A 21562-nucleotide genomic window follows, 5' to 3' on the forward strand; every position below is an offset into this window, starting at 1 on the left:
GGCCAGCGCGTGCCGAGAGTCCGACTCCCGTACCGCCGCCCGCTGGTCGCGGGCGTCCTCGTGCTGGCCACCGCCCTGTCCGCCGGCTGCTCGCCACGCGACGCGCAGCCTCGCGACAAGGGGTCGGCGCCGCGCGGCGAGCTGACCGTCCTGTCGCTCGGGCCCGTCGCGACCTGGGACCCGCAGCGGATGGCGATCGCCTCGGACGCCGCTTTCGCCGGGCGGGTGTTCCTGCGCACGCTCACGGCGTTCCCGCCCGGCGCCGACGCCGCCGCCCAGCGCTCCGTCGTCGGCGACCTCGCCACCGACCTCGGCACCCCCGACAAGGACCACCGGGTCTGGAGCTACACCCTGCGCGACGACGCCAGGTGGCAGGACGGCTCGCCCGTCACGTGCGAGGACGTGAGGTACGGCGTCTCCCGCTCCTTCGCGGACCCGATGGCCACCGAGGGGCTCAACTACCCGGCGGCGTACCTCGACCTGCCGCGCAAGCCCGACGGCACGCCGGGCTACGCCGGTCCCTGGGCCAAGGACGCCAAGGGCCAGGCGGCGTACGACAAGGCGGTCAGCTGCAAGGGTTCGACGATCACGTTCCGGCTCGCGGCGCCCATGGTCGAGTTCGACCAGGTGGTCGCCTCGCCGGCGTTCGCCCCGGTCAAGAAGGACCAGGACAAGGGCCCCCAGCAGGGCACCTACGCGGTGTTCTCCAGCGGCCCCTACCGGCTCAAGGGGGACTGGGACCCCAACGCCGGCGGCACCTTCGTACGCAACCCCGAGTGGGACAGGGCGTCCGACCCGGTCCGCAAGGGCCTGCCCGACACCATCAGCTACGTCGAGGGCACGGAGTCGCAGGCGGCGGTGCAGCAGGTCCTCGCGGACGACCCGCAGCACCGGCAGACGGTCACGCTCGACCCGGCACCCCCCGCGATGCAGCAGAACATCCTCTCCGACTCGGGGCTGCGGGCCCGCTCGCTCAACCCGTCGGGGCAGTTCGTGGACTACCTGGCCCCGAACCTCGCCAAGGGGGTCATGCGGGACCAGCGGGTGCGCACCGCCCTGGCCCTGGCCACCAACCGCGAGGGCTACGTCACCGCGCTGGGCGGGGAGAGCGCCGCGACCCCGGCGTTCAGCCTGATCGGTCCTGCGCTGCCCGGTCACAGCGACGCCGACCCGACTGGGGCCGGGCCCGGCGGCGACCCGGCAGCGGCCAGGGCCGCCCTCGAGCAGGCTGGCCTGACGCTGCCCGTGCGGATCCGGGTGGCCTACCGGTCGTCCCCGACGGCCGACAAGGCGATGGCGGCCCTGTCCAACGGCTGGACGGACGGTGGCTTCGAGGTCACCCTCCAGCCCATCGAGAAGGACTACTTCACCGCGATCTCCGCACCGGGCCGCGAGGACAAGACCGACGTCTTCTGGGCCAACTGGGCCGCGTCCTGGCCGTCGGCCTCCACCGTCATCCCGCCGCTGCTCGACAGCCGGCTGAACCTGCTCGGCGACAGCAGCGGCCGCGACTACGGGCGCTTCGCCGACGACAAGGTGAACGCCGAGATCACCCGGATCGGCGGCATCGCCGACGCCACCGGACGAGCGGCGGCGTGGGCGCGGCTCGACGCCTCGCTCGCCCAGCGCGGCGCCTTCGTCGCGCTGGCCCAGCGCCGCAACCTCTACGTGGCCGGCAGCGACGTCACCGGCTTCGCGGCGAACGAGGCGCTCGGCGGCTTCGTCGACCTGGCCGGCACCGGGGTGGGCGGGTGAGCCGGCCGCCGCTGCTGTTCGTCCACGCCCACCCCGACGACGAGACGCTCACGACCGGGCTCACCATGGCCCACTACGTCCGCGCGGGGCACCCGGTGCACGTGCTGACCTGCACCCTGGGCGAGGAGGGCGAGGTCATCCCGCCGGAGCTGCTCCACCTCGACGCGGCGCACGACGACGCCCTCGGCCCGTACCGCGCGGGCGAGCTGGCCCGCGCGATGGCCGTACTCGGCGCCTCCTGCGAGGTCCTGGGCGCCGACCCCGCGGCGGGCGTCCTGTCGCGCTACCGCGATTCGGGGATGGCCGGCACCCCCAGCGCGGCCGACCCCGCGGCCTTCGTCAACGCCGACGTCGCCGAGGCGGCCGCGCTCGTGGCCGCGGTGGTCCGCAGGCTGCGGCCCGCCGCCGTGGTCACCTACGACGAGCACGGGGGCTACGCCCACCCCGACCACATCCAGACGCACCGGGTGACGTGCGCGGCCGTGGCCTCCCTGCCTTCCGACGAGCAGCCGCCGCTGTATGCCGTGCTGACGCCCGCGTCGTGGGCCCGCGAGGACCGGCAGTGGCTGGCCGGGCGGCCCGAGCTGACCCGGGGTTGGACCGTGCCGGCGGTCGACGGGGAGTACCCCCCGTCGGTCGTCGACGACGTCCTGGTGACCCACGCGGTGCAGGACGCGCCGGCCCGTGCCGTGCAGCAGGCCGCGCTGTCCGAGCACGTCACCCAGGTGACGGTGCGCGGCGAGGTGTACGCGCTCTCCAACGACATCGCGGCCAGGCTGCCCGGTCGTGAGGGCTTCGCCCGGCTCGACCCCGCGACGGGTCGGCTCGCGGTACCGCCGAGGGTCACCCATGAGCCAGGTCCCCACCCCGGGACGACGGCGGCCGGGGTGCTCGAGACCTCGTCCGGTGAGGCGGGCCGGGTCGCGGGCCTGTTGGATGGGTCCTCGTGACCACCCCCCTCGACGCCGACCACTTCCGACTGGCCATGGGACGGTTCGCCACGGGCGTCACGGTCCTGACCACGTTCGCCGGTGGGCACGACCACGCCATGACGGCCAACGCCGTGACCTCGGTGTCGATGGAGCCGATGCTGGTCCTGGCCTGCGTCGAGGTGGACGCGCGGTTCCACGACGCCATCGCGGACTCCGGCGTCTGGGGCGTGAGCATCCTGGCCGCCGCCCAGCGCCCGGTGGCCGAGTGGCTGTCCACCCAGGGGCGGCCGCTGCACGGCCAGCTCGACCGGGTGGCGCACCACCGCGGTCCCGAGGTCGGGGTGGCCCTGCTCGACGACGCGCTGGCGACGCTCGAGCTGCGCACCACCGACCTGCACCGCGCCGGTGACCACAGCATCGTGGTCGGGGAAGTAGTGTCCCTCTCGAGCAACGACCACCCGGCCGACGCGCTGGTCTACTACCGCAGCCGCTACCAGCCGCTGCGCTGAGGGGAGTGCCCGTGAGAGAGAACGGCTCGGCGGCCCTGCGCGCCTCGGTCGCCCTCACCGTCCTCGCCGCGGGATACCTCGGGCTGGCGTACTTCCTGGGGCAGCACGTCCCGGCCAACACCTCGGTGGCCGGGGTCCCGATCGGCGGCATGAGCCCGGCCTCGGCCGAGCGGACGCTCGACCGGGCGCTGGCCGGCCGGCGGGACGACAAGGTCGTGCTCGTCGCCGGTGACGCCAGGCAGGAGCTCACCCCCGAGCAGGCCGGGTTGCGCCTCGACCTGCCCGGCACCGTGGAGGGGCTGACCGGCTTCTCGCTGAAGCCGGCGGACCTCTGGGCCCACCTCACCGGTGGCGGTGACCAGAAGCTGGCCGTCGAGGTCGACCGCGCCCGGCTCGAGGCGGCGGTGCGCGGCGCCGCGAAGGCCCTCGAGACGCCCGTGACCGAGGCTGCCATCACCTTCCCCGAGGGCAAGGTCACCCTGGTCCGGCCCGTCGCGGGCCGGGCGGTCTCCGTCGGCCGCACCGCTGACGCGGTCGCGGCTCGCTGGCCCACGACGGCGCCGGTGCAGGCTGCGGTCGACACGGTGGAGCCGAAGGTGTCCGCCGAGGAGCTCGACCGCGCCAACCGCGAGTTCGCGACCCCCGCGGTGAGCGCCCCGGTGACCGTGGTCGTCGGCGCGAAGAAGTTCTCCGTCGAGCCGGCCGCCTTCGCGCCCGCGCTCGCCGTCACGGCGGACGGCTCGGGAACCCTGTCACCGCAGGTCGACGAGGCGAAGCTCGTGGCCGCGGTCCGCAAGGCCGCGGCCGCTGCCGGCATCGAGAAGCCGGCCCAGGACGCGAAGATCACGTTCCGGGGCACGACCCCGGTGGTCGAGCCTGCGGTCGTCGGCGCCACCCTCGACGACGCCGCGGTCCGGAGCGCCTTCGTGCCCGCCCTCACCGCCCCCGGCCGCACGGCCACGGTCTCCGCGAAGGTCGTGCAGCCCAAGCTCACGACCGCGCAGGCGGAGAAGATCAAGCCGCGCGAGGTCATCTCGACCTTCACCACGCAGTTCCCGTTCAACCCGCCGCGGACCGAGAACATCACCATCGCGGCGCGCACCCTCAACGGGACCTACGTCGCGCCGGGGGAGACCTTCAGCCTCAACGCGCGCCTCGGGCAGCGGACCGCGGCCAAGGGCTACAACTCCGCCCCCGTCATCGTCAACGGCCGGCTGACCAGGGACTACGGCGGCGGGATCTCGCAGCTGTCGACGACGCTGTTCAACGCGATCTTCTTCTCCGGTGCGCGGATCGAGGAGCACCACCCGCACTCGTTCTACATCTCCAGGTACCCCGAGGGCCGCGAGGCCACGATCTCCTGGCCGGACGTCGACAACAGGTTCACCAACGACACCGGCTACGGCATCCTCATCCAGGCCGGGGTCTCGGGGAACTCCGTCACGGTCACCTTCCACGGCACCAAGGTCTGGGACGTCGAGGCGGTCAAGGGCCCCCGGCGCAACGTCGTCCAGCCCAAGCGGATCACCGACGACCGCGCGTCCTGCGTGCCCCAGACGCCGACCCCCGGGTTCGACGTCACGGTCACCCGCATCTTCAAGAAGGGCGGCACGCAGGTGAAGACGTCCACCTTCAACACCCACTACATCCCCGAGGACGACGTGCGCTGCACCAACCCGAAGGCCGGCTGAGCGGCGCTCAGTCGCGCACGAGGTGGGCGTAGGGGTCCGGCCGCTCGGACTCGCTGCGCAGCACGCAGAACTCGTTGCCCTCCGGGTCCAGCAGGGTCACCCACCCCCCACCGTCGTCCTTGCGCAGGTCCTGGTGCACGGTGGCGCCGAGGCCGAGGATGCGCTCGACCTCCTCCTCGCGGGTGCGGTCGGTCGGGGTGAGGTCGAAGTGGAGCCGGTTCTTGACCGCCTTGCCCTCGGGCACCTCGATGAACAGCACCCGGGTGCGGCCGTCGGGGGAGAAGATCATGCACTCCTCGTGCCCGGCCAGGTTGGGGTCGCGGGGGTCCTCCGAGAACCCCAGCACCTGCCCCCACCAGACCGACTGCGCATGGGCGTTGCCGGAGTCGACGGACGTGTGCGAGATGCGTGAGGTCATGGGCCCACCCTTGCCAAGGGTCGGCGTGCGGCGCCACTGGTTATGCCGGGGGCGGCTGGGTGAGGTAGACGTAGCTCGAGTGGGTGTCGAAGCCGAGCCGGCGGTAGAGCCGGATCGCGGCGGCGTTGTCGTGCTCGACCTGCAGGTGGACCAGGTGGACGCCCCGGGCGCGGGCCGCTGCGGCCAGCTGCGCCGTGAGGTGGGCGGCGAGGCCCCGACCACGGTGTGCCGGGTCGGTCCAGACCGCGCCGAGCCCTGCCCAGCCGTGCGCGATGCCCAGGCGTCCCAGGGCGACCGGGGTGGTGCCGGCGGCGTCGGCGTCGCGCAGCCCGAGCTTCTGCGCCAGCCCGCCACCGGGACGGACCTGTCCGAACAGGTGCTGGGGGCTGCCGGTGACGACGCGCTCGCCGGCGCCGGCAGCGTCCGGCCGGGTGGTCAGGTAGGTCGCGAGCCACTCGGGCGGGGCCACTTCCGCCACGAGGACCTCGGGGCCGCCCGGGTCGGCCGCGGCGACCCGCTCGGTCGCGGCGGTGAGCACCAGCGTCCGGCTGCCCTCGGTGTACCCGCGGCCCAGCAGCAGGGCCCCGAGCGGGTCGTCGCCGGGGTCGAAGCCCTCCGGCCCGGCGAGCACGAGCTTCGCGGGGAGGCCGCGCGCGGCATACCAGGCCTCGACGTGGTCCACCGCCTGCGCGAGGGGCACCCCGGGGTCGCCGGCGGTGACGACCGAGTTGCCCCGCTGGGTGAAGCCCTCGGAGGCGCGCAGCTCCCACTCCCCGAGCCGGTCGCGCTCGAGCGCGCCCCACGAGGGCGCCATCACGCGCTGGAGGTCCTCCACGGAGATCGCGAGGTGCGCCGCGCCCCGGCGGGCGGGACGTGGCGGGACGACCTTCGCGGTGGTGACCCGGTCGCGGGGCACCCGCACCGGACCGCTCCGGGTGTCCACGACCAGGGCGTCCGCGGTGGCCTCGAGCAGGGTGCCGACCGAGTCGGTCAGGGTCGCCCCGGTGGCGGCGTCCGGGGCGTCGAGGCGCCACCGCACGACCACCCGGGACCCGAGGGGGAGGTTGCCGACGTCGCCTGACACACGCCGCATAGTATGGGCGCCATGACGTACGTGATCGCCCAGCCTTGTGTGGACCTCAAGGACAAGGCCTGCATCGAGGAATGTCCCGTCGACTGCATCTACGAGGGCGAGCGCTCGCTGTACATCCACCCCGACGAGTGCGTCGACTGCGGTGCCTGTGAGCCGGTGTGCCCGGTTGAGGCGATCTACTACGAGGACGACGTGCCCGAGCAGTGGGCCGACTACTACAAGGCGAACGTCGAGTTCTTCGACGACCTCGGCAGCCCGGGCGGTGCCGCCAAGCTCGGCATGATCCCCAAGGACCACCCGATCATCGCCGACCTGCCCCCGCAGTCGCACGACGAGTGACGACCGGGGCCGACGCGTGACCTCACGCGCGCTCCCGGACTTCCCCTGGGACTCGCTCGCCCCCTACAAGGAACGGGCGAGCGCCGTCCCCGGGGGCCTCGTCGACCTCTCGGTCGGCACCCCCGTCGACCCCACCCCGGCGGTGGTGCAGGACGCCCTGCGCTCGGCCGCCGACGCCCCGGGGTACCCGCAGACGTACGGCACCCCGGCCCTGCGCGAGGCGGTCGCCGCCTGGTTCGACCGCCGCCGGGGTGTCCCGGACCTCGACCCGGACGGCGTCCTGCCGACCGTCGGCAGCAAGGAGCTCGTCGCCTGGCTGCCCACCCTGCTGGGTCTGGGTCCCGGTGACCTGGTCGGCTTCCCGTCGGTCGCCTACCCGACGTACGACGTCGGGGCCCGGCTCGCCGGTGCCACCCCCACCGTCGTCGACGGGCTCGCCGCCCTCGGCCCCCTGACGCCCGCCACGACGCCGAAGCTGTTGTGGCTCAACACCCCCAGCAACCCCACGGGCAAGGTCCTCGGAGTCGAGCACCTCGCCAAGGTCGTCGCCTGGGCCCGGCAGCACGGTGTCGTCGTCGCGAGCGACGAGTGCTACGCCGAGCTCGACTGGCGGGAGGGGGCGGAAGGGCCGACCACGCCGTCGATCCTCGACCCCCGCGTCACCGGTGGCTCGCACGAGGGTCTCCTCGCCGTGTACTCGCTGAGCAAGCAGTCCAACCTCGCCGGCTACCGCGCCGCCTTCGTCGCCGGCGACGTGGCCCTGGTGCGCCGGCTGCTCGAGGTGCGCAAGCACGCCGGGATGATCGTCCCGTGCCCGGTGCAGGCCGCGCTCACCGCGGCGCTCGGCGACGACGAGCACGTCGCGGGCCAGAAGGCCCGGTACGCCGCGCGCCGGCAGACGCTGCGGGCCGCGGTCGAGGGCTTCGGGATGCGCGTCGACTCCTCGGAGGCGGGCCTCTACCTGTGGTCCACCCGGGGCGAGGACGCGTGGACGACCGTGGCCACCCTCGCCGACCGGGGGATCCTCGTGGCCCCCGGCACCTTCTACGGCCATGCCGGCCGGGAGCACGTGCGGATCGCCCTCACCGCGACCGACGAGCGCATCGGCGAGGCCGTCCGCCGGCTCGGTGCCTGACCAGCCCGATTCCGTCGCCGCAGCACGGTTGGGGTAGCGTCGCAGTGCGCGACGAGCGCCCCGACGCACACCCGACGGGTGCCCGCACACTCGTGGAAGATGGGACACACACATGACTGACGCAACGGCTGGCGCCACCCTGACGGCCGGCGGCAAGACGCTCGAGCTGGGCCTGGTCAAGGCCACCGAGGGGAACGACGGCTACGACGTCTCCAAGCTGCTCAAGGAGACCGGCAACGTCACCCTCGACACCGGCTTCGTCAACACCGCCTCGTGCAGCAGCGCGATCACGTACATCGACGGCGACGCGGGCATCCTGCGCTACCGCGGCTACCCGATCGAGCAGCTGGCCGAGAAGTCGAGCTACCTCGAGGTGTCCTACCTCCTCATCTACGGCGAGCTGCCGACCCAGCAGCAGCTGGAGGACTTCGACCAGAAGATCCGCCGCCACACCCTGCTGCACGAGGACCTGCGCGCCTTCTTCAACGGCTTCCCGCGCGACGCCCACCCGATGCCGGTGCTGTCCTCGGCCGTCTCGGCGCTGTCGACGTTCTACCAGGACAGCCTCGACCCCTTCGACAAGGAGCAGGTCGAGATCTCGACCGTGCGCCTCATGGCCAAGCTGCCGACGATCGCGGCCTACGCCTACAAGAAGTCGGTCGGGCAGCCGTTCCTCTACCCGGACAACTCGCTGTCGCTGCCGGAGAACTTCCTGCGGATGACGTTCGGCTTCCCGGCCGAGCCGTACGACCTCGACGAGGACATGGTCAAGGCCCTCGACCTGCTCCTCATCCTGCACGCCGACCACGAGCAGAACTGCTCCACCTCCACGGTCCGCCTCGTCGGCTCCTCGCAGGCCAACCTCTTCGCGTCGGTCTCGGCCGGCATCAACGCCCTCTTCGGTCCCCTGCACGGCGGCGCCAACCAGGCCGTCCTGGAGATGCTCAGCACCATCCACGAGAACGGCGGGGACGTCGACACCTTCGTGAAGAAGGTGAAGAACAAGGAGGACGGCGTCAAGCTGATGGGCTTCGGCCACCGGGTCTACAAGAACTACGACCCCCGCGCCGCCATCATCAAGAAGACCGCCGACACCATCCTCAACAAGGGCGGCGTGCAGGACCCGCTGCTCGACATCGCGCTCCAGCTCGAGCAGCGCGCCCTCGAGGACGACTACTTCGTCGAGCGCAAGCTCTACCCGAACGTCGACTTCTACACCGGCCTGATCTACAAGTCGATGGGCTTCCCGACCCGCATGTTCACCGTGCTCTTCGCCCTCGGCCGCCTGCCGGGCTGGATCGCCCAGTGGCGCGAGATGATCGAGGACCCGCAGACCAAGATCGGCCGTCCGCGCCAGATCTACACCGGTCACACCGAGCGCGACTACGTCGGCATGGGCGAGCGCTGACCGTCCCGTCCCACCCGCTCCACGACGCCCCCGGCCCGCGCCGGGGGCGTCGTCGTCCGCCGGGGACACCCGGGACTCGCCGGGCGAAAGGTGCGAATCGGTCGTAGCCTGCCGTCCATGAGGCGCACCTGGGCAGCAGCAGTCGGCACGATCGGCCTCGCGGCGGCGGCTGCCGTGGCGAGCTCACCGGCGACCGCGGCGCCGCCCCACCACTACGGCGGCCACGGCCGGCCCCAGCCCGCCGCTGCGCAGCCGCTGGACCTCGGCCCGGCGGGGCTGCCGGAGACCCGCACCGTGCGGCAGGTCGAGCCCGGCGTCACCTGGACGAGCATCACCCGGGGCGCGGCAGATGCCGGCGTCCCGTGGGTGGTCGAGGTGAGCATCCCGTCCGGCTCGACCAGTCCGGACCCCGACGCACCGCCGCGTGCCATCCAGGACGAGGCCAGCGCCCGCGCGTTCGCCGAGCGGCTGACTGCGGACGGCTTCCCGGCGCAGGCCCAGCAGGTGCTCCAGCCCGCTGTCGCCGACGTCCCGGCCGGGGTGCTGGGCTGGCGGGTGCGGCTCACCACGACCTTCGGCACCCAGGCCCAGGCGGCCGCCGAGGCGGCGCGGCTCAAGGCCGCCGGCTACTCCGGCCGCGCCTGGTATGCCGGGTGGGACGGCACGTCCACCGCCAAGGGCCCGTGGACGGTGAACGTCGTGACCATCGACCCCCGGCAGTTCCGCGGGAGCCTGGGCGCGACCTTCGGCCCGACGCTGGAGACCCGGGAGACGACGTCGTGGCTCGCCGGCTACGAGAAGGCGAAGGTCGCCGTCAACGCCGGCTTCTTCGTCTTCGACCCCAGGGCCGGTGCCGAGGGCGACCCGGCCGGGGCCGGCGTCTACGACGGCAGGCTGGAGTCCGAGCCGGTCGGGTCCCGCCCCGTCCTGGCGCTCGACCCCGGAGCCCGGCACACGGCCGTCGTGCGACCGAGCTGGACGGCGAACGCGATGCTCCCGTCGGGGCGGCAGGTGCTCGACGGCCTGAACCGGGTGCCCGGGTTGATCCGCAACTGCGGCGGCACCGCCGACGACCTGCCGACCGCGCTGCCTCTGCACGACACCACGTGCACCGACGCGGACGAGCTCGTCCTGTTCACGACCGCCTTCGGCCCCCGTACCCCGGCCGGCAGCGGCGCCGAGGCCGTGCTCGACCGCCACGGCCGCGTCCTGTCGGTGGCGACCACGCGCGGCACCGCCCTCGCGACCGGCCAGCGCTCGCTGCAGGGGACCGGCAGCCAGGCCGCCCTCGTCGCGGCCCTCGTCCCGGGCCAGCGGGTCACCACCCGGACCGAGCTGACCGTGGGGGGCCGTCCCCTGGCCCTCCCCGGCCGGGCGGTGCTCAACGGTGGGCCCGAGCTGGTGCGCGACGGCAGGGTGCACATCACGCAGCAGCAGGACGGGATGGTCCACCCCGGCGAGCCCAGCTTCGCCTACGGGTGGGTCCTGCAGCGCAACCCCCGGACCTTCGCCGGCGTGGACGCCGCGGGCCGCACCCTGCTGGTGACGGTCGACGGGCGCCAGCTCGGCGAGCTCGGCCTGTCCATCCCCGAGACGGCGGCGGTCGCGAGGTCGCTCGGCATGGTCGACGCGATGAACCTCGACGGCGGCGGCTCCACGGCGATGGTGGTGCGTGACCAGTTGGTCAGCCACCCGTCCGACGCCACCGGGGAGCGCGCGGTCGGCGACGCCATCGTCGTGCGCTGAGGCGCCCCTTCGTCCTCGTCAGCCGGCGAAGGCGATGACGGCGGTGTCCTTGGCGACGGGCTTGCTCGCCTGCTGCCAGGACCAGCCGTCGGCACCGGTGGTGCGGGTCCACGAGCGGGACCCGACCGTCACCTTCGTCGCGCCGTACTGCTCGGCCTTGGCCACGGCGAACGCGCCCGCGCTCCAGGCCTGCCGCTCCGAGGCGGCGCGCACGGTGAGCGTCGTGCCCTTGACCGTCGAGGGCACCCCGAGCTCGGCGGACAGCGCCGTGCGCATCGCAGCCGGGTTGCCGTCGGTGGCGTCCTTGAGCCGGCAGCCCAGGCCACCGGGGGAGTGCCCGGACAGGGTGGAGGCGAGCAGGCGCCCCTCCTGCTCGTGCTCGGCGTAGGCCTCGGGGTAGGCGCTCTTCTGCACCTTCTGCGCGATCTCGGTGATCCGCATCTGCTCGTAGCCCTTGATCTTCACGAGCTCGTCGTAGAACTTGTTGCTCGCGTAGACCGGGTCGAGGATCTGCTTCTCGGTGCCCCAGCCCTGGCTCGGCCGCTGCTGGAACAGGCCCACCGAGTCCCGGTCGCCGTAGGTCAGGTTGCGCAGCTTCGACTCCTGGATGGCCGTCGCGATGGCGATGGTGGCCGCGCGGGCCGGGAGCCCCCGCTTCTCGGCCACCGCGTCGATGGTGGCCGCGTAGGCCGTCTGGCTGGGGTCGAAGGTCACGCTCTTCCCCAACGCCGTGGCCCGGCACTCGGGGCCGCCGAAGCTGTGCAGCAGGCCGCGGACACCCAGGACCCCCGCCCCCACGACGGCGACGACGAACGCGAGCAGGACGACGCGGGTGAGCAGCCGGCGCATCCCGCGTCGTGGTGGGCGCTGCTCGGCGAGGGGCGCGCCGCCGCGCCGGCTCGTGGGCATGCCTAGTCGTTCGCGTGCAGGGCGGAGTTGAGGACGATGCCGTGGCCGTCCCTGGCCAGGGCCTCGACGGTGCCGGTGACGGAGTTGCGCCGGAACAGCAGGGTGTCCTGGCCGGACAGCTCGCGGGCCTTGACGACCCGCCCGTCGCCGAGGGTGACCTTCGTGCCGGCGGTGAGGTACAGCCCGGCCTCGAGGACGCAGTCGTCGCCGAGGGCGATGCCCAGCCCCGACTCGGCGCCGAGCAGGCAGCGCTCGCCGACCCGGACGCGCTCGGTGCCGCCGCCGGACAGCGTCCCCATCGTCGAGGCGCCGCCGCCGACGTCGGAGCCGTCGCCCACCACGACGCCCTGGGAGATCCGTCCCTCGACCATGGAGTGACCGAGCGTGCCGGCGTTGAAGTTGACGAAGCCCTCGTGCATCACGGTGGTGCCGGGGGCGAGGTGGGCGCCGAGCCGCACCCGGTCCGCGTCACCGATGCGCACGCCCGCGGGCACGACGTAGTCGACCATCCGCGGGAACTTGTCGACCCCGAGCACCTGCACCGGGCCCCGCGCCTGGAGAGCGGCCCGGGTCAGCTCGAACCCCTCGACGGCGCACGGGCCCTGGGTGGTCCACACGACGTTGACGAGCACGCCGAACAGGCCGTCGAGGTTGACGGTGTTGGGGGCGACGAGGCAGTGCGAGAGCAGGTGGAGCCGCAGGTAGGCGTCGGAGGGGTCGGCGGGCGCCGCGTCGAGGTCGACCTCCACGGTGACCACCTCGCGGCGCACCCGGCGCGCGTCGTCCTTGGCGACGAGGGCCTCGAGCGCGGCCGGGACGGCGGCGTCGGCTGGTCGGGCGCCGAGCGCCGGCTCCGGGAACCACGTGTCGAGGACGGACCCGTCGTCGTGGACCGTGGCCAGGCCGTGGCCCCAGGCGGTGCGCTCGCTGCTCATGGCGCCCAAGGGTACGAGAGGTGCGCCGTCGTCCGTGAATCCGCCGCACGGCTAGGGTGGCCGACATGCCGAGCAGCCCCCAGAGCAGCGCCGAGAGCAGTGTCCAGAGCAGCGCCAGGAGCAGCGTCCACAGCAGCGCCGAGAACGCCTCCGGCACCGCCCACCGGGCCACGACGCCCCCGGCCCTCGACCTGGCCGCGGACGTCACGACCCTCACCGCGGCGCTGTGCGACATCGAGTCCGTGAGCCTCGACGAGGCCATGGTGTGCGACGCGATCGAGGCCGCCCTGGCCCCGCTCGGGCACCTCACCACCACCCGGATCGGGAACACCCTCGTGGCCAGGACCGAGCTGGGACGCGCCGAGCGGGTGGTCCTCGCCGGGCACATCGACACCGTGCCGCTCACCACCGACCCGGCCAACCTCCCGACCCAGCGCCGGGGCGAGGAGCTCTGGGGACGGGGCACCGTGGACATGAAGGGCGGTGTCGCCGTGCAGCTCAAGGCCGCCCTGGTGGCAGAGCCGTCGCGCGACCTCACGTTCGTCTTCTACGAGGGCGAGGAGATCGACAGCCAGTACAACGGCCTCCTGCACATCCACCAGCAGCGCCCTGACCTCATCGAGGACGCCGACTTCGCCGTGCTGCTCGAGCCGACCGGCTCCATCGTCGAGGGCGGCTGCAAGGGCACGCTGCGGGCCGAGGTCGTGACCAAGGGCATCGCCGCCCACAGCGCCCGGCCGTGGAACGGGCACAACGCGATCCACGACGCGGCCGAGGTGCTCGCCCGGCTCGCGGCGTACCAGCCCGAGACCGTCGAGGTGGACGGGCTGGAGTACCGCGAGGCGATGAACGCCGTCGGCATCGCCGGCGGCATCGCAGGCAACGTCATCCCCGACCGGTGCGTCGTGACGGTCAACTACCGCTACGCGCCGGACAAGTCCGAGGACGAGGCCGCGGCCGTCGTCCACCAGCTCTTCAGCGACTTCGTCGTCACGGTCGTGGACAACGCCGGCGGCGCCAGGCCCGGGCTGGACCGCCCGGCCGCCCGGGCGTTCGTCGACGCCCTGGGGGTCGACGTCGTGGCCAAGCAGGGCTGGACCGACGTGGCCCGGTTCGCGGCGATGGGGGTCCCCGCGGTCAACTTCGGCCCCGGCGACCCGAACCTCGCCCACCACGACGAGGAGCGGGTGCCGGTCGCCCAGCTCGATTCCGCCGAGGCGGCTCTGCTGCGCTGGCTCGCCTGAGGGCGGCTACCGCTCGAGCGACTCCCCGAACCCGAGCGACTCGCGGGTCACCAGGTAGGTCGCCCAGTTCAGCTTCGCCACCGAGCCGTCCGGCGTGCGGGTGACCCGGAGCAGCTCGCCGCGCTCGCGGCCGGAGACCGTGCGGAACGTGGAGCCGTCGAGCCGCTCGAAGACGGACGGGGCGCGGCCGGGCGGTGCCGAGTCGGCGCGCGCCTCCAGCCGGCCCTCGCGGACGCTGAAGGTGTAGCCGCTGCCCTCCGAGAACCACCGGCCCAGGAGCGGGACGAGGTCCTCGGGCACGCTCGTGCCCGGCCGCCACGGCTCCTCCTCGACCGGGTCGTGGTCGAGCACGTGGTCCCCGAGGGACAGCGCCAGCTCGGTCGGGTCGGGCGAGCTCGAGCTGTTCATCAGGACGATGCCGCCGGTGCCGCTCTCGCGGTGGGTGAAGACGCCGCTGACCTGGCCGGGGAGCCCGCCGGTGTGCCCGACCCACGTGCGCTTCCGGGGTGAGCGGACGAGGAAGAACCCCAGCCCCATCGCGCTCGTCCAGCCGTCGGGGTCGGTCATCAGCTGCGGCTGGGTCATCTCCTCGAGCGTGTCGGGGGACAAGATGCCCGGGTCGGGGTCCGCCACGAAGCCGCACCACGTGGCGAGGTCGGTCAGCGTGCTCGCGAGCCCGCCGCACGGTGCCATCGCCCGCAGGTCGACGACCGGCTCGACCCGCGGCACGTCGTGGAAGGGAGACAGGTGGTACCCGGTGGCGCGGGGCCCGCCGTCGAATCCGACGGTCGTCCGGGTCATCCCGAGCGGCGCCAGGACCCGGGCGCGCAGCGACTCCTCCCACGAGCGGCCGTCGAGCCGCGCGACGAGCTGGCCCAGCACGGCATACACGATGTTGGAGTAGTGCCAGCGGTCGTGGGGGCGGCCGACGCGCTCGATGGCGTCGAAGTCGCTCATGAGGGTCGCGGCGTCGGGCTGCTCGAGGGTCTCCCAGACGTCCCCGAGAGGCTCGCGCGCCAGCCCGCTCGCGTGGGCGAGGGCCTGTCGCACCGTGACCCGGTGGGCCACGCCGGGCAGGTGCTGGTCGAGGGTGTCGTCGAGGTCGAGCCGCCCCTCGTCCCGCAGCGCCATGACCAGCACCGCGGTGAAGGACTTGGTGTTGGAGGCGACGAGGAACTGGTCGTCCGGGCCCGGCACCCGCGGCGACGACACGTCGACGGTGCCGATGCCGTCGGTCCACACCGGTGCGCCCCGGCGGACCACCGCTGCGGCCAGGCCGGGGACCCGCCCCCGGCGCTGGCGCTCCAGGGCGAGCGTGTGGAGGCGGCGTCGCGTGCTCTCCTGCAGGGGGCTGTCCATCCTCGCGACCCTAGCGGGAGTCCGTACGCCGTCGCCCCGCCCCGCGGTGCCCGTTCCCGCGCCGTTCACGCCACCGTTCCCCGGTCCGCGAGTCGGGGTGGCCTAGGTTGGGCGGGTGAGCGACCACGACGACCTGAGCCACGCCGAGGACGACCCCGGGCAGACCGCCGGAGCCACCGAGTGGGACGTCGAGTACCGCACCGGCCCGGTCATGCTGCGCGGGTCGCGGGTCCCCGGCACCACGACGGACCAGCGGCTGCTCGACTCGCGCGGCCCGACCGACTGGGTGCACACCGACCCGTGGCGGGTGCTGCGGATCCAGAGCGAGTTCGTCGAGGGGTTCGGGGCGCTCGCCGAGCTCGGACCGGCCGTGTCGGTGTTCGGGTCGGCGCGGACCAGGCCGGGGACCGAGTTCTACGAGCTGGGCTGCGAGGTGGGGCGCCGCCTGGCGGAGGCCGGGTATGCCGTCATCACCGGGGGAGGGCCGGGCGCCATGGAGGCGGCGAACAAGGGGGCGCACGAGGCCGGCGGCGCCTCGGTCGGGCTCGGCATCGAGCTGCCCTTCGAGCAGGGCCTGAACGAGCACGTCAACCTCGGCGTCAACTTCCGCTACTTCTTCGCCCGCAAGACGATGTTCGTCAAGTACGCGCGCGGCTTCATCGTGCTTCCCGGCGGCTTCGGCACCCTGGACGAGCTGTTCGAGGCGGTCACCCTCGTGCAGACCCACAAGGTCACCTCCTTCCCGATCGTCCTCATGGGGACGGGCTACTGGGGCGGGCTGTTCGACTGGCTGCGCGGGACGGTGCTCGACGCCGGCACGGTCAGCCCGCGCGATGTCGACCTGCTCCACCTCACCGACGACGTCGAGGAGGCGGTGCGGACCGTGATCGAGGCCGACGAGCAGGTGGCGGCCAAGCGGCCCGAATGAGGGATGGACGCGGCGGTGGGCCCGCCGCGACAATGAGGTCGTGACCGTGTCGCCGCTGCCGCGCCTGGGCGACGTCGTGCTGGGCCGCGACGTCGCGGGTCGTACGCTGCGGGTGTCGGGCCACCCGGCCAGCGGCCGCGTCGTCCTGTCCATCTGGCAGGACTCGGTGTGCAAGGCGACCGTGCGCCTGTCGCCCGACGACGTGCCGCACGTCGTGGAGATGCTCACGCGGGCGGCCATCACCCCCACCGAGCTCCCCGAGGCCGGACACGCGGGCTGAGTAGGTTCCTCCCAGTCGGACGTGCGACGATCGGGCGCGTGATCTGGGTCTTCCTCATCGTCGTGGCGGTGCTGCTCGTGGGCGGCTTCGCCGCGCTGGTGACCGGCCGCGTCGGCTACGACCCGATGGCCCCGGCGACGAGCAGCCAGGCGGATCCCGCGCTCTCGGAAGGGTTCCCGGCCAGCGAGGTCTCGACCGTGCGGTTCGACACCGCGCTGCGCGGCTACCGGATGGACCAGGTCGACGCGGTCCTGGACCAGCTCCTTGAGCGCATCGCCGAGCTCGAGGCCGCCCGCGACCCCCGAGACGTCCCCGCGCCCACCCCGCGCGCGGCCGACTCCGACGACTGACGACCCATGGCCTTCTTCCACCTCACCCGCTTCTCCCCGGCGAGCCCGGGGGCCGTCTGGTCCGTCGTCACCGACTTCGCGGGCTACGCCGACTGGATGCCGCTCACCCGCATGCGGCTCGACGCCGGCGACACCACGCCCGGCTGGGGCTTCGCCGGGATCAGCGGGCTGGGGCCCCTCGCCTTCCGCGACTCGATGCTCGTGACCGTCTGGCAGCCGCCGGTCGCCGGCCGGGCCCGTTTCCGCATCGTCAAGACCGGGCGCCTCCTGGGCGGCTGGGCCGACGTCACGTTCGAGCCCGACGGCACCGGGACCCGCCTGGACTGGCGGGAGGACGCGGTCGTCCGGCCGCTGCCGGCCAAGCGCCTGTTCGACCCGCTGGTCGCCCGCGGCAGCGAGTGGCTCTACGGGCGTGCCGTCGACGCGATGCTGGCGCGGGCCGCCGAGGCGCCGCGGTGAGTGGTGTGGTCGTCGGCGCCGACGGCCTGGCCCGCTGCGCCTGGGCCGGGTCGGCTCCGGAGTACCTGGCCTACCACGACCGCGAGTGGGGCGTGCCCGTCCACGGCGAGCAGGCGCTCTACGAGCGCATCACCCTCGAGGCGTTCCAGTCCGGGTTGGCGTGGATCACGATCCTGCGCAAGCGCGACGCCTTCCGAACCGCGTTCGCCGGGTTCGACCCGGAGGTGGTCGCCGGGTTCGACGACACCGACCGCGACCGGCTGATGTCCGACGCCGGCATCGTCCGCAACCGGCTCAAGGTCGACGCCGCCATCCGCAACGCCGCGGCGGTGCTCGGGCTGCGCGACCGGGGCGGCCTCGAGGAGCTCGTGTGGTCGCACCGGCCGGAGCGGCACACCCCGCCCCGCGGCACGGCCGACCTGCGGGCCACCTCGCCCGAGAGCGTCGCGCTCGCGAAGGCGCTCAAGGGGGCCGGCTTCGTCTTCGTCGGCCCGACGACCATGTATGCCGCGATGCAGGCGTGCGGTCTGGTGGACGACCACCTCCAGGGGTGCCACCGGGCCGGCACGGCGTGAACCGGTCACCGGTGCGCGCCCTGGTCCTGCGTGTGGGCCTGGTCTACCTGGCCCTGCGCGCGGTCGGCTGGGTGCTGCTCGTCATCGCCTCGCACCGCCAGCCGGTGATGCCGGACTGGACCGGCCCGACGGTCGAGCCCCTCGACATGACCGTCCTGTGGGACGGCAGCTGGTACCGCCACATCGCCGAGGTGGGCTACCCCCACGTGCTGCCCCGCACCCCTGACGGCCAGGTCGCCCAGAACGCCTGGGCCTTCTACCCCCTGTTCCCGCTCGTCGCACGGGCCGTCATGGACCTCACCGGCCTCGGCTTCGCCCTCGTCGGGTCCACCGTCGCCCTGCTCTGCGGCCTGGGGGCAGCCGTCGTCATGGCGCTCCTGCTCGCCGAGAAAGTGGGGCGCCCGGTGGCACTGGCGACCGTGGCGGTCTGGGCGGCGTTCCCGGCGGCGGTCTCGCTGCAGCTCGCCTACAGCGAGTCGATGGCGATGCTCGTGCTCTGCCTGCTGCTGTGGGCCGTGCTCCGCAGGCAGTGGGCGGCAGCGGGGCTGGCCGCCCTGGTGCTCGGCCTCACCCGGCCGGTCGCGGTGCCCGTCCTCGCCGTCGTCGTGGTGGCGCTGTTCGTGCGCTGGCGGGACCGGGGGCGCGAGCCGATCCGCCCGACCGAGTGGGCCGCCGGCGCGTTCGCGCTCGGCGCCAGCGGGATCGCCGGGCTCCTGTGGCCCCTCGTCGCCTGGCGGGTGACCGGCGTCAGGACGGCCTACACCGAGACCATGGCGTCGTGGCGGGTCGGCCACGTCATCACCCCGCTCAAGCCGTGGCTCGGCATGTCGCAGTGGGCGTTCCGCGACTTCGACGGTGCGGCGGTCTACGGCCCGGTCGCGCTCGCGGCCCTCGCCACGGCGATCGTCGTGCTCACCCTCGGTCCCTGGGCGACCGCGCTGGGCCCGGAGCTGCGCACGTGGTGCCTGGCCTACCCGGCATACCTCGCCCTCGTCCTCGACCCGTTCACGAGCATCTTCCGCTACGCCCTGCCGCTCTTCCCGCTCGTGGCCGTCATGCTCGGCGGCGGCTGGGTCGAGCGCGGCGCCCGCTGGCTCTGGACCCGCGCGTGGGTGCTGGTGGCCCTCGGGGTGGTCGGGCAGGTCGCGTGGATCTGGAAGCTGCTCGTCTTCCACCCGCCGTCGGACTACCCGCCGTGAGCGCCACCGGCCTCGCCGCCCTGCGCACCTCCGCGGGACGCAGCGCCGTGGCGCAGCGGGCGCTGCGCCACCCCGTGGCCTACCTCATGCTGGTCTACGTCCTGTCCCGTGGCCTCGTGGTCGCCGCCATGGGCGTCGCCGCCGTGTGGTTCCAGACACCGGCCGGGGTCGGCCACGTGGACCCGAACGTCGCCGACATCCTCGGCGGCTGGGACTCGGTCTGGTACGACCGGATCGCGCACTCCGGCTACCCCGTCCCGCTGCCCGCAGACCCCGACACGGGGCTGCTCACGTACAGCGAGTGGGCGTTCTACCCGGTCTTCCCCTTCCTCGTGCGCGCGCTCATGGTCACCGGGCTGCCGTTCCTCGGGGCCGCGGTCGCGCTCAACCTGGTGGTCGGGGCCGCGGCCACCCTGCTCGTCTGGCGCTGCTTCCACTTCGCCGTGCACGCCTCGCCACAGCCGGCGCGCGACCGCCTCGCCCTGACCGCTGCCTCCCTGTGGTGCCTGTACCCGGCCACGGGGGTGCTCGTGATGCCGTACACCGAGGCGCTGGCCGCGGTCCTCGTGGCCGCCTCGCTGCTGCTGCTCCTGCAACGCCGGTACGCCTGGGTGGCGGGGCTGGCGATCGTCCTGGGCTTCACCCGCGCGGTCGCCCCCGCGATGGCGTGCGCCGTGGTGGCGCACCTGGTGCTGCGGTGGCGCGAGGACCGCGCCGCCGGCGTCGTCCCCCTGTCGGGGCAACGGGTCACGGCGGGCCTCATGATCGCGGCGACGGCCGTGTCGTCGGTGTCCTGGCCGGTCGTCGTCGGGCTGGTCAGCGGGCTGCCGACGGCGTTCTTCGACGTGCAGGCGGCCTGGGGCCAGAAGCCGGAGTCGGGGCCGTTCGTGCTCTGGATCGTGTGGGCCTGGGAGTCGCACGGGCTGTACGGCGTGCTCGTGCTGGTCTCGCTCGTCGCCACGTACATCGCGCTGATCCTGGGCCGGCACGGGCGCTGGCTCGCCGTGGAGCTGCGGGTCTGGGCGCTGGCCTACCCCCTTTACCTGCTCGCGGTCGTCCGGCCTATCACCAGCATGTGGCGGTTCCTGCTGCTGGACTTCCCGATCGCCGCGCTCGTCGCGTCCGTGGCGATGCGGACCTCCACCGGAGCGCGGATCGTGCCGCACTGGCGGCGGCGGGTGGGGGTCGTGGCGGTCGTCCTCGTGGCGGGGATGTTCTGGTTCACGTGCACGCTGCTCACGTACACGCCCTGGGCGGCCGCGCCGCCGTGAGCCGACGGCACGGGCGGGCCCACGACGGCGCCCACGGCACGGCCGGGCGCACGACGGCGCCCGACGGCTCGGCCGGCCTCACGACGTGGACCATGGCGGGCGCGGCAGCGGGTCAGCGGCCGGTCAGCGGCCGGTGAAGACCGGCTTCTCCTTGGCGAGGAACGCGTCCACGGCGGCCCGGTGGTCGGCGCTCGCGCCGGTGCGGGCCATGTACTCGCCCTCCCGGGCGAGCGACTCGGCGAGCGGGTGGCCGGCCGCGAAGGCGACCGCCTGCCGGATCGAGCCGTAGGCCATCGTCGGTCCCGCCGCGAGCTGCGTCGCGACCCGCCCGACCTCCGCCTCGAACTCCTCGGCCGTCACGACCGTGGTGACCAGGCCGAGGTCGAGGCACTCCGGGGCGGGTACGGTCCGCGGCAGCAGCAGCAGCTCCTTGGCCCGGGCCGGGCCGACCAGGCGCTGCAGCCACCACGAGGAGCCGGAGTCGCAGGACAGGGCGATACCCGCGAACGCCAGGTTGAAGCCCGCGGTGTCGACCATGACCCTGATGTCGGCCGCCAGCGCGAACGCGGCCCCCGCCCCGGCCGCCACGCCGTTGAGCGCCGCCACCACCGGCTTGTCCATGGTCGCGAGCAGCTCGGCCACCGGGTTGTAGTGCGCGGGCACCGTCTCCCACAGCGACGGGTCGTCCGACTGCAGCAGCGTGACGTGCTCGCGCAGGTCCTGCCCGACGCAGAACGCGCGACCGGACCCGGTGAGCACGACGCAGCGCACCTCCGGGTCCTGCGCCACCTCCGTCAGCGCGGCGAGCAGCGCCTCCTTCGTCGCGACGTCGAGGGCGTTCATCGCCTCCGGCCGGTTGAACCGGACCGTGGCGACGGCGCCACTGCGCTCGAGCAGGACGGGGGGCTGGCCGGGGACGGGCAGGTCGGGCGTGTCGGTCATGCCGTCATCATGCCGGTCACGCGGTGGGGCGGATTTCACCTGTGGGGGTGTTCACGGGATAATGAGGCGAAACTGGCGCGCACTG

General features: G+C 73.7%; 22 protein-coding genes. 16 read left to right on the forward strand and 6 right to left on the reverse strand.

What is annotated here, in order from left to right; translation table 11 throughout:
- Positions 1 to 9: 9 nt before the first annotated feature.
- Genes ACYVDO_RS17265 through ACYVDO_RS17280 form a run of 4 tightly spaced genes read left to right on the forward strand, consistent with a single transcriptional unit; the run spans position 10 to position 4887 of the window.
- Positions 10 to 1755, forward strand: a complete 1746-nt coding sequence (locus tag ACYVDO_RS17265) for an ABC transporter substrate-binding protein (protein WP_460938164.1) — start codon at positions 10 to 12, stop codon at positions 1753 to 1755.
- Positions 1752 to 2705 carry an N-acetyl-1-D-myo-inositol-2-amino-2-deoxy-alpha-D-glucopyranoside deacetylase gene (mshB, locus tag ACYVDO_RS17270; RefSeq protein ID WP_460938166.1) on the forward strand — a complete coding sequence of 318 codons (954 nt, stop codon included), beginning with the start codon at positions 1752 to 1754 and terminating at the stop codon, positions 2703 to 2705. Before ACYVDO_RS17265 ends, mshB begins: the two co-directional genes overlap by 4 nt.
- The gene (locus tag ACYVDO_RS17275) at positions 2702 to 3196 is read left to right on the forward strand and encodes a flavin reductase family protein (RefSeq protein ID WP_460938168.1); all 495 of its coding nucleotides are present in this window, start codon (positions 2702 to 2704) and stop codon (positions 3194 to 3196) included. Before mshB ends, ACYVDO_RS17275 begins: the two co-directional genes overlap by 4 nt.
- An 11-nt stretch (positions 3197 to 3207) precedes the next feature.
- Positions 3208 to 4887, forward strand: a complete 1680-nt coding sequence (locus tag ACYVDO_RS17280) for a VanW family protein (protein WP_460938170.1) — start codon at positions 3208 to 3210, stop codon at positions 4885 to 4887.
- A gap of 7 nt (positions 4888 to 4894) precedes the next feature.
- Here the strand turns inward: ACYVDO_RS17280 and ACYVDO_RS17285 are convergent, their stop codons facing one another.
- The gene (locus ACYVDO_RS17285) at positions 4895 to 5305 is read right to left on the reverse strand and encodes a VOC family protein (protein WP_460938172.1); all 411 of its coding nucleotides are present in this window, start codon (positions 5303 to 5305) and stop codon (positions 4895 to 4897) included.
- A 40-nt stretch (positions 5306 to 5345) separates the two neighbouring features.
- Positions 5346 to 6389, reverse strand: coding sequence for a GNAT family N-acetyltransferase (locus ACYVDO_RS17290; protein ID WP_460938174.1), 1044 nt, complete (start codon positions 6387 to 6389; stop codon positions 5346 to 5348).
- Between the two features lie 21 nt (positions 6390 to 6410).
- Between ACYVDO_RS17290 and fdxA the strand changes: the two genes are divergently transcribed.
- The 4 genes from fdxA to ACYVDO_RS17310 all read left to right on the forward strand — a co-directional run bounded on the left by fdxA (position 6411) and on the right by ACYVDO_RS17310 (position 11026).
- Positions 6411 to 6737, forward strand: coding sequence for a ferredoxin (fdxA, locus tag ACYVDO_RS17295; protein ID WP_460938176.1), 327 nt, complete (start codon positions 6411 to 6413; stop codon positions 6735 to 6737).
- Between the two features lie 16 nt (positions 6738 to 6753).
- Positions 6754 to 7872, forward strand: coding sequence for a succinyldiaminopimelate transaminase (gene dapC, locus ACYVDO_RS17300; RefSeq protein ID WP_460938178.1), 1119 nt, complete (start codon positions 6754 to 6756; stop codon positions 7870 to 7872).
- A 112-nt stretch (positions 7873 to 7984) separates the two neighbouring features.
- Positions 7985 to 9280 (forward strand): citrate synthase, encoded by a 1296-nt coding sequence (locus ACYVDO_RS17305; protein ID WP_460938180.1) that lies wholly within the window; start codon positions 7985 to 7987, stop codon positions 9278 to 9280.
- A gap of 117 nt (positions 9281 to 9397) precedes the next feature.
- Positions 9398 to 11026, forward strand: coding sequence for a phosphodiester glycosidase family protein (locus tag ACYVDO_RS17310; RefSeq protein WP_460938182.1), 1629 nt, complete (start codon positions 9398 to 9400; stop codon positions 11024 to 11026).
- Positions 11027 to 11044: 18 nt separating this feature from the next.
- On the opposite strand, the gene ACYVDO_RS17315 is transcribed toward ACYVDO_RS17310, so the two are convergent.
- Entirely contained in the window at positions 11045 to 11935 is an 891-nt protein-coding gene (locus ACYVDO_RS17315) for a hypothetical protein (protein ID WP_460938184.1), read from the reverse strand.
- A 2-nt stretch (positions 11936 to 11937) separates the two neighbouring features.
- A complete protein-coding gene (dapD, locus tag ACYVDO_RS17320; protein WP_460938186.1) occupies positions 11938 to 12870 on the reverse strand; it encodes a 2,3,4,5-tetrahydropyridine-2,6-dicarboxylate N-succinyltransferase in 933 nt (310 codons plus the stop codon).
- Positions 12871 to 12935: 65 nt separating this feature from the next.
- On the opposite strand from dapD, the gene dapE reads away from it, so the two are divergent.
- Positions 12936 to 14114: a succinyl-diaminopimelate desuccinylase gene (dapE, locus tag ACYVDO_RS17325; protein ID WP_460938188.1), complete on the forward strand. Its 1179-nt coding sequence runs from the start codon at positions 12936 to 12938 to the stop codon at positions 14112 to 14114.
- Positions 14115 to 14120: 6 nt separating this feature from the next.
- Here the strand turns inward: dapE and ACYVDO_RS17330 are convergent, their stop codons facing one another.
- Complete coding sequence (locus tag ACYVDO_RS17330; RefSeq protein ID WP_460938190.1) at positions 14121 to 15473, reverse strand: serine hydrolase domain-containing protein; 1353 nt, start codon at positions 15471 to 15473, stop codon at positions 14121 to 14123.
- Positions 15474 to 15684: 211 nt separating this feature from the next.
- On the opposite strand from ACYVDO_RS17330, the gene ACYVDO_RS17335 reads away from it, so the two are divergent.
- Genes ACYVDO_RS17335 through ACYVDO_RS17365 form a run of 7 tightly spaced genes read left to right on the forward strand, consistent with a single transcriptional unit; the run spans position 15685 to position 20535 of the window.
- Complete coding sequence (locus ACYVDO_RS17335; protein WP_460938228.1) at positions 15685 to 16401, forward strand: LOG family protein; 717 nt, start codon at positions 15685 to 15687, stop codon at positions 16399 to 16401.
- 40 nt (positions 16402 to 16441) lie between these two features.
- Positions 16442 to 16681, forward strand: coding sequence for a hypothetical protein (locus ACYVDO_RS17340; RefSeq protein WP_460938192.1), 240 nt, complete (start codon positions 16442 to 16444; stop codon positions 16679 to 16681).
- A gap of 38 nt (positions 16682 to 16719) precedes the next feature.
- Entirely contained in the window at positions 16720 to 17031 is a 312-nt protein-coding gene (locus ACYVDO_RS17345; RefSeq protein ID WP_460938194.1) for a DivIVA domain-containing protein, read from the forward strand.
- Positions 17032 to 17037: 6 nt separating this feature from the next.
- Complete coding sequence (locus tag ACYVDO_RS17350) at positions 17038 to 17490, forward strand: SRPBCC family protein (RefSeq protein ID WP_460938196.1); 453 nt, start codon at positions 17038 to 17040, stop codon at positions 17488 to 17490.
- Positions 17487 to 18065, forward strand: a complete 579-nt coding sequence (locus ACYVDO_RS17355; protein WP_460938198.1) for a DNA-3-methyladenine glycosylase I — start codon at positions 17487 to 17489, stop codon at positions 18063 to 18065. The genes ACYVDO_RS17350 and ACYVDO_RS17355 overlap by 4 nt, the downstream gene beginning before the upstream one ends.
- A gap of 11 nt (positions 18066 to 18076) precedes the next feature.
- A complete protein-coding gene (locus tag ACYVDO_RS17360; protein WP_460938200.1) occupies positions 18077 to 19264 on the forward strand; it encodes a hypothetical protein in 1188 nt (395 codons plus the stop codon).
- On the forward strand, positions 19261 to 20535 hold the full coding sequence (locus ACYVDO_RS17365; protein ID WP_460938202.1) for a hypothetical protein: 1275 nt from the start codon (positions 19261 to 19263) through the stop codon (positions 20533 to 20535). The genes ACYVDO_RS17360 and ACYVDO_RS17365 overlap by 4 nt, the downstream gene beginning before the upstream one ends.
- A gap of 123 nt (positions 20536 to 20658) precedes the next feature.
- Here ACYVDO_RS17365 and ACYVDO_RS17370 read toward each other — a convergent pair whose 3' ends face one another.
- Positions 20659 to 21477 (reverse strand): enoyl-CoA hydratase/isomerase family protein, encoded by an 819-nt coding sequence (locus tag ACYVDO_RS17370; protein ID WP_460938204.1) that lies wholly within the window; start codon positions 21475 to 21477, stop codon positions 20659 to 20661.
- Positions 21478 to 21562 lie beyond the last annotated feature (85 nt).

The sequence above is a fragment of the Phycicoccus ginsengisoli genome, assembly GCF_054779295.1.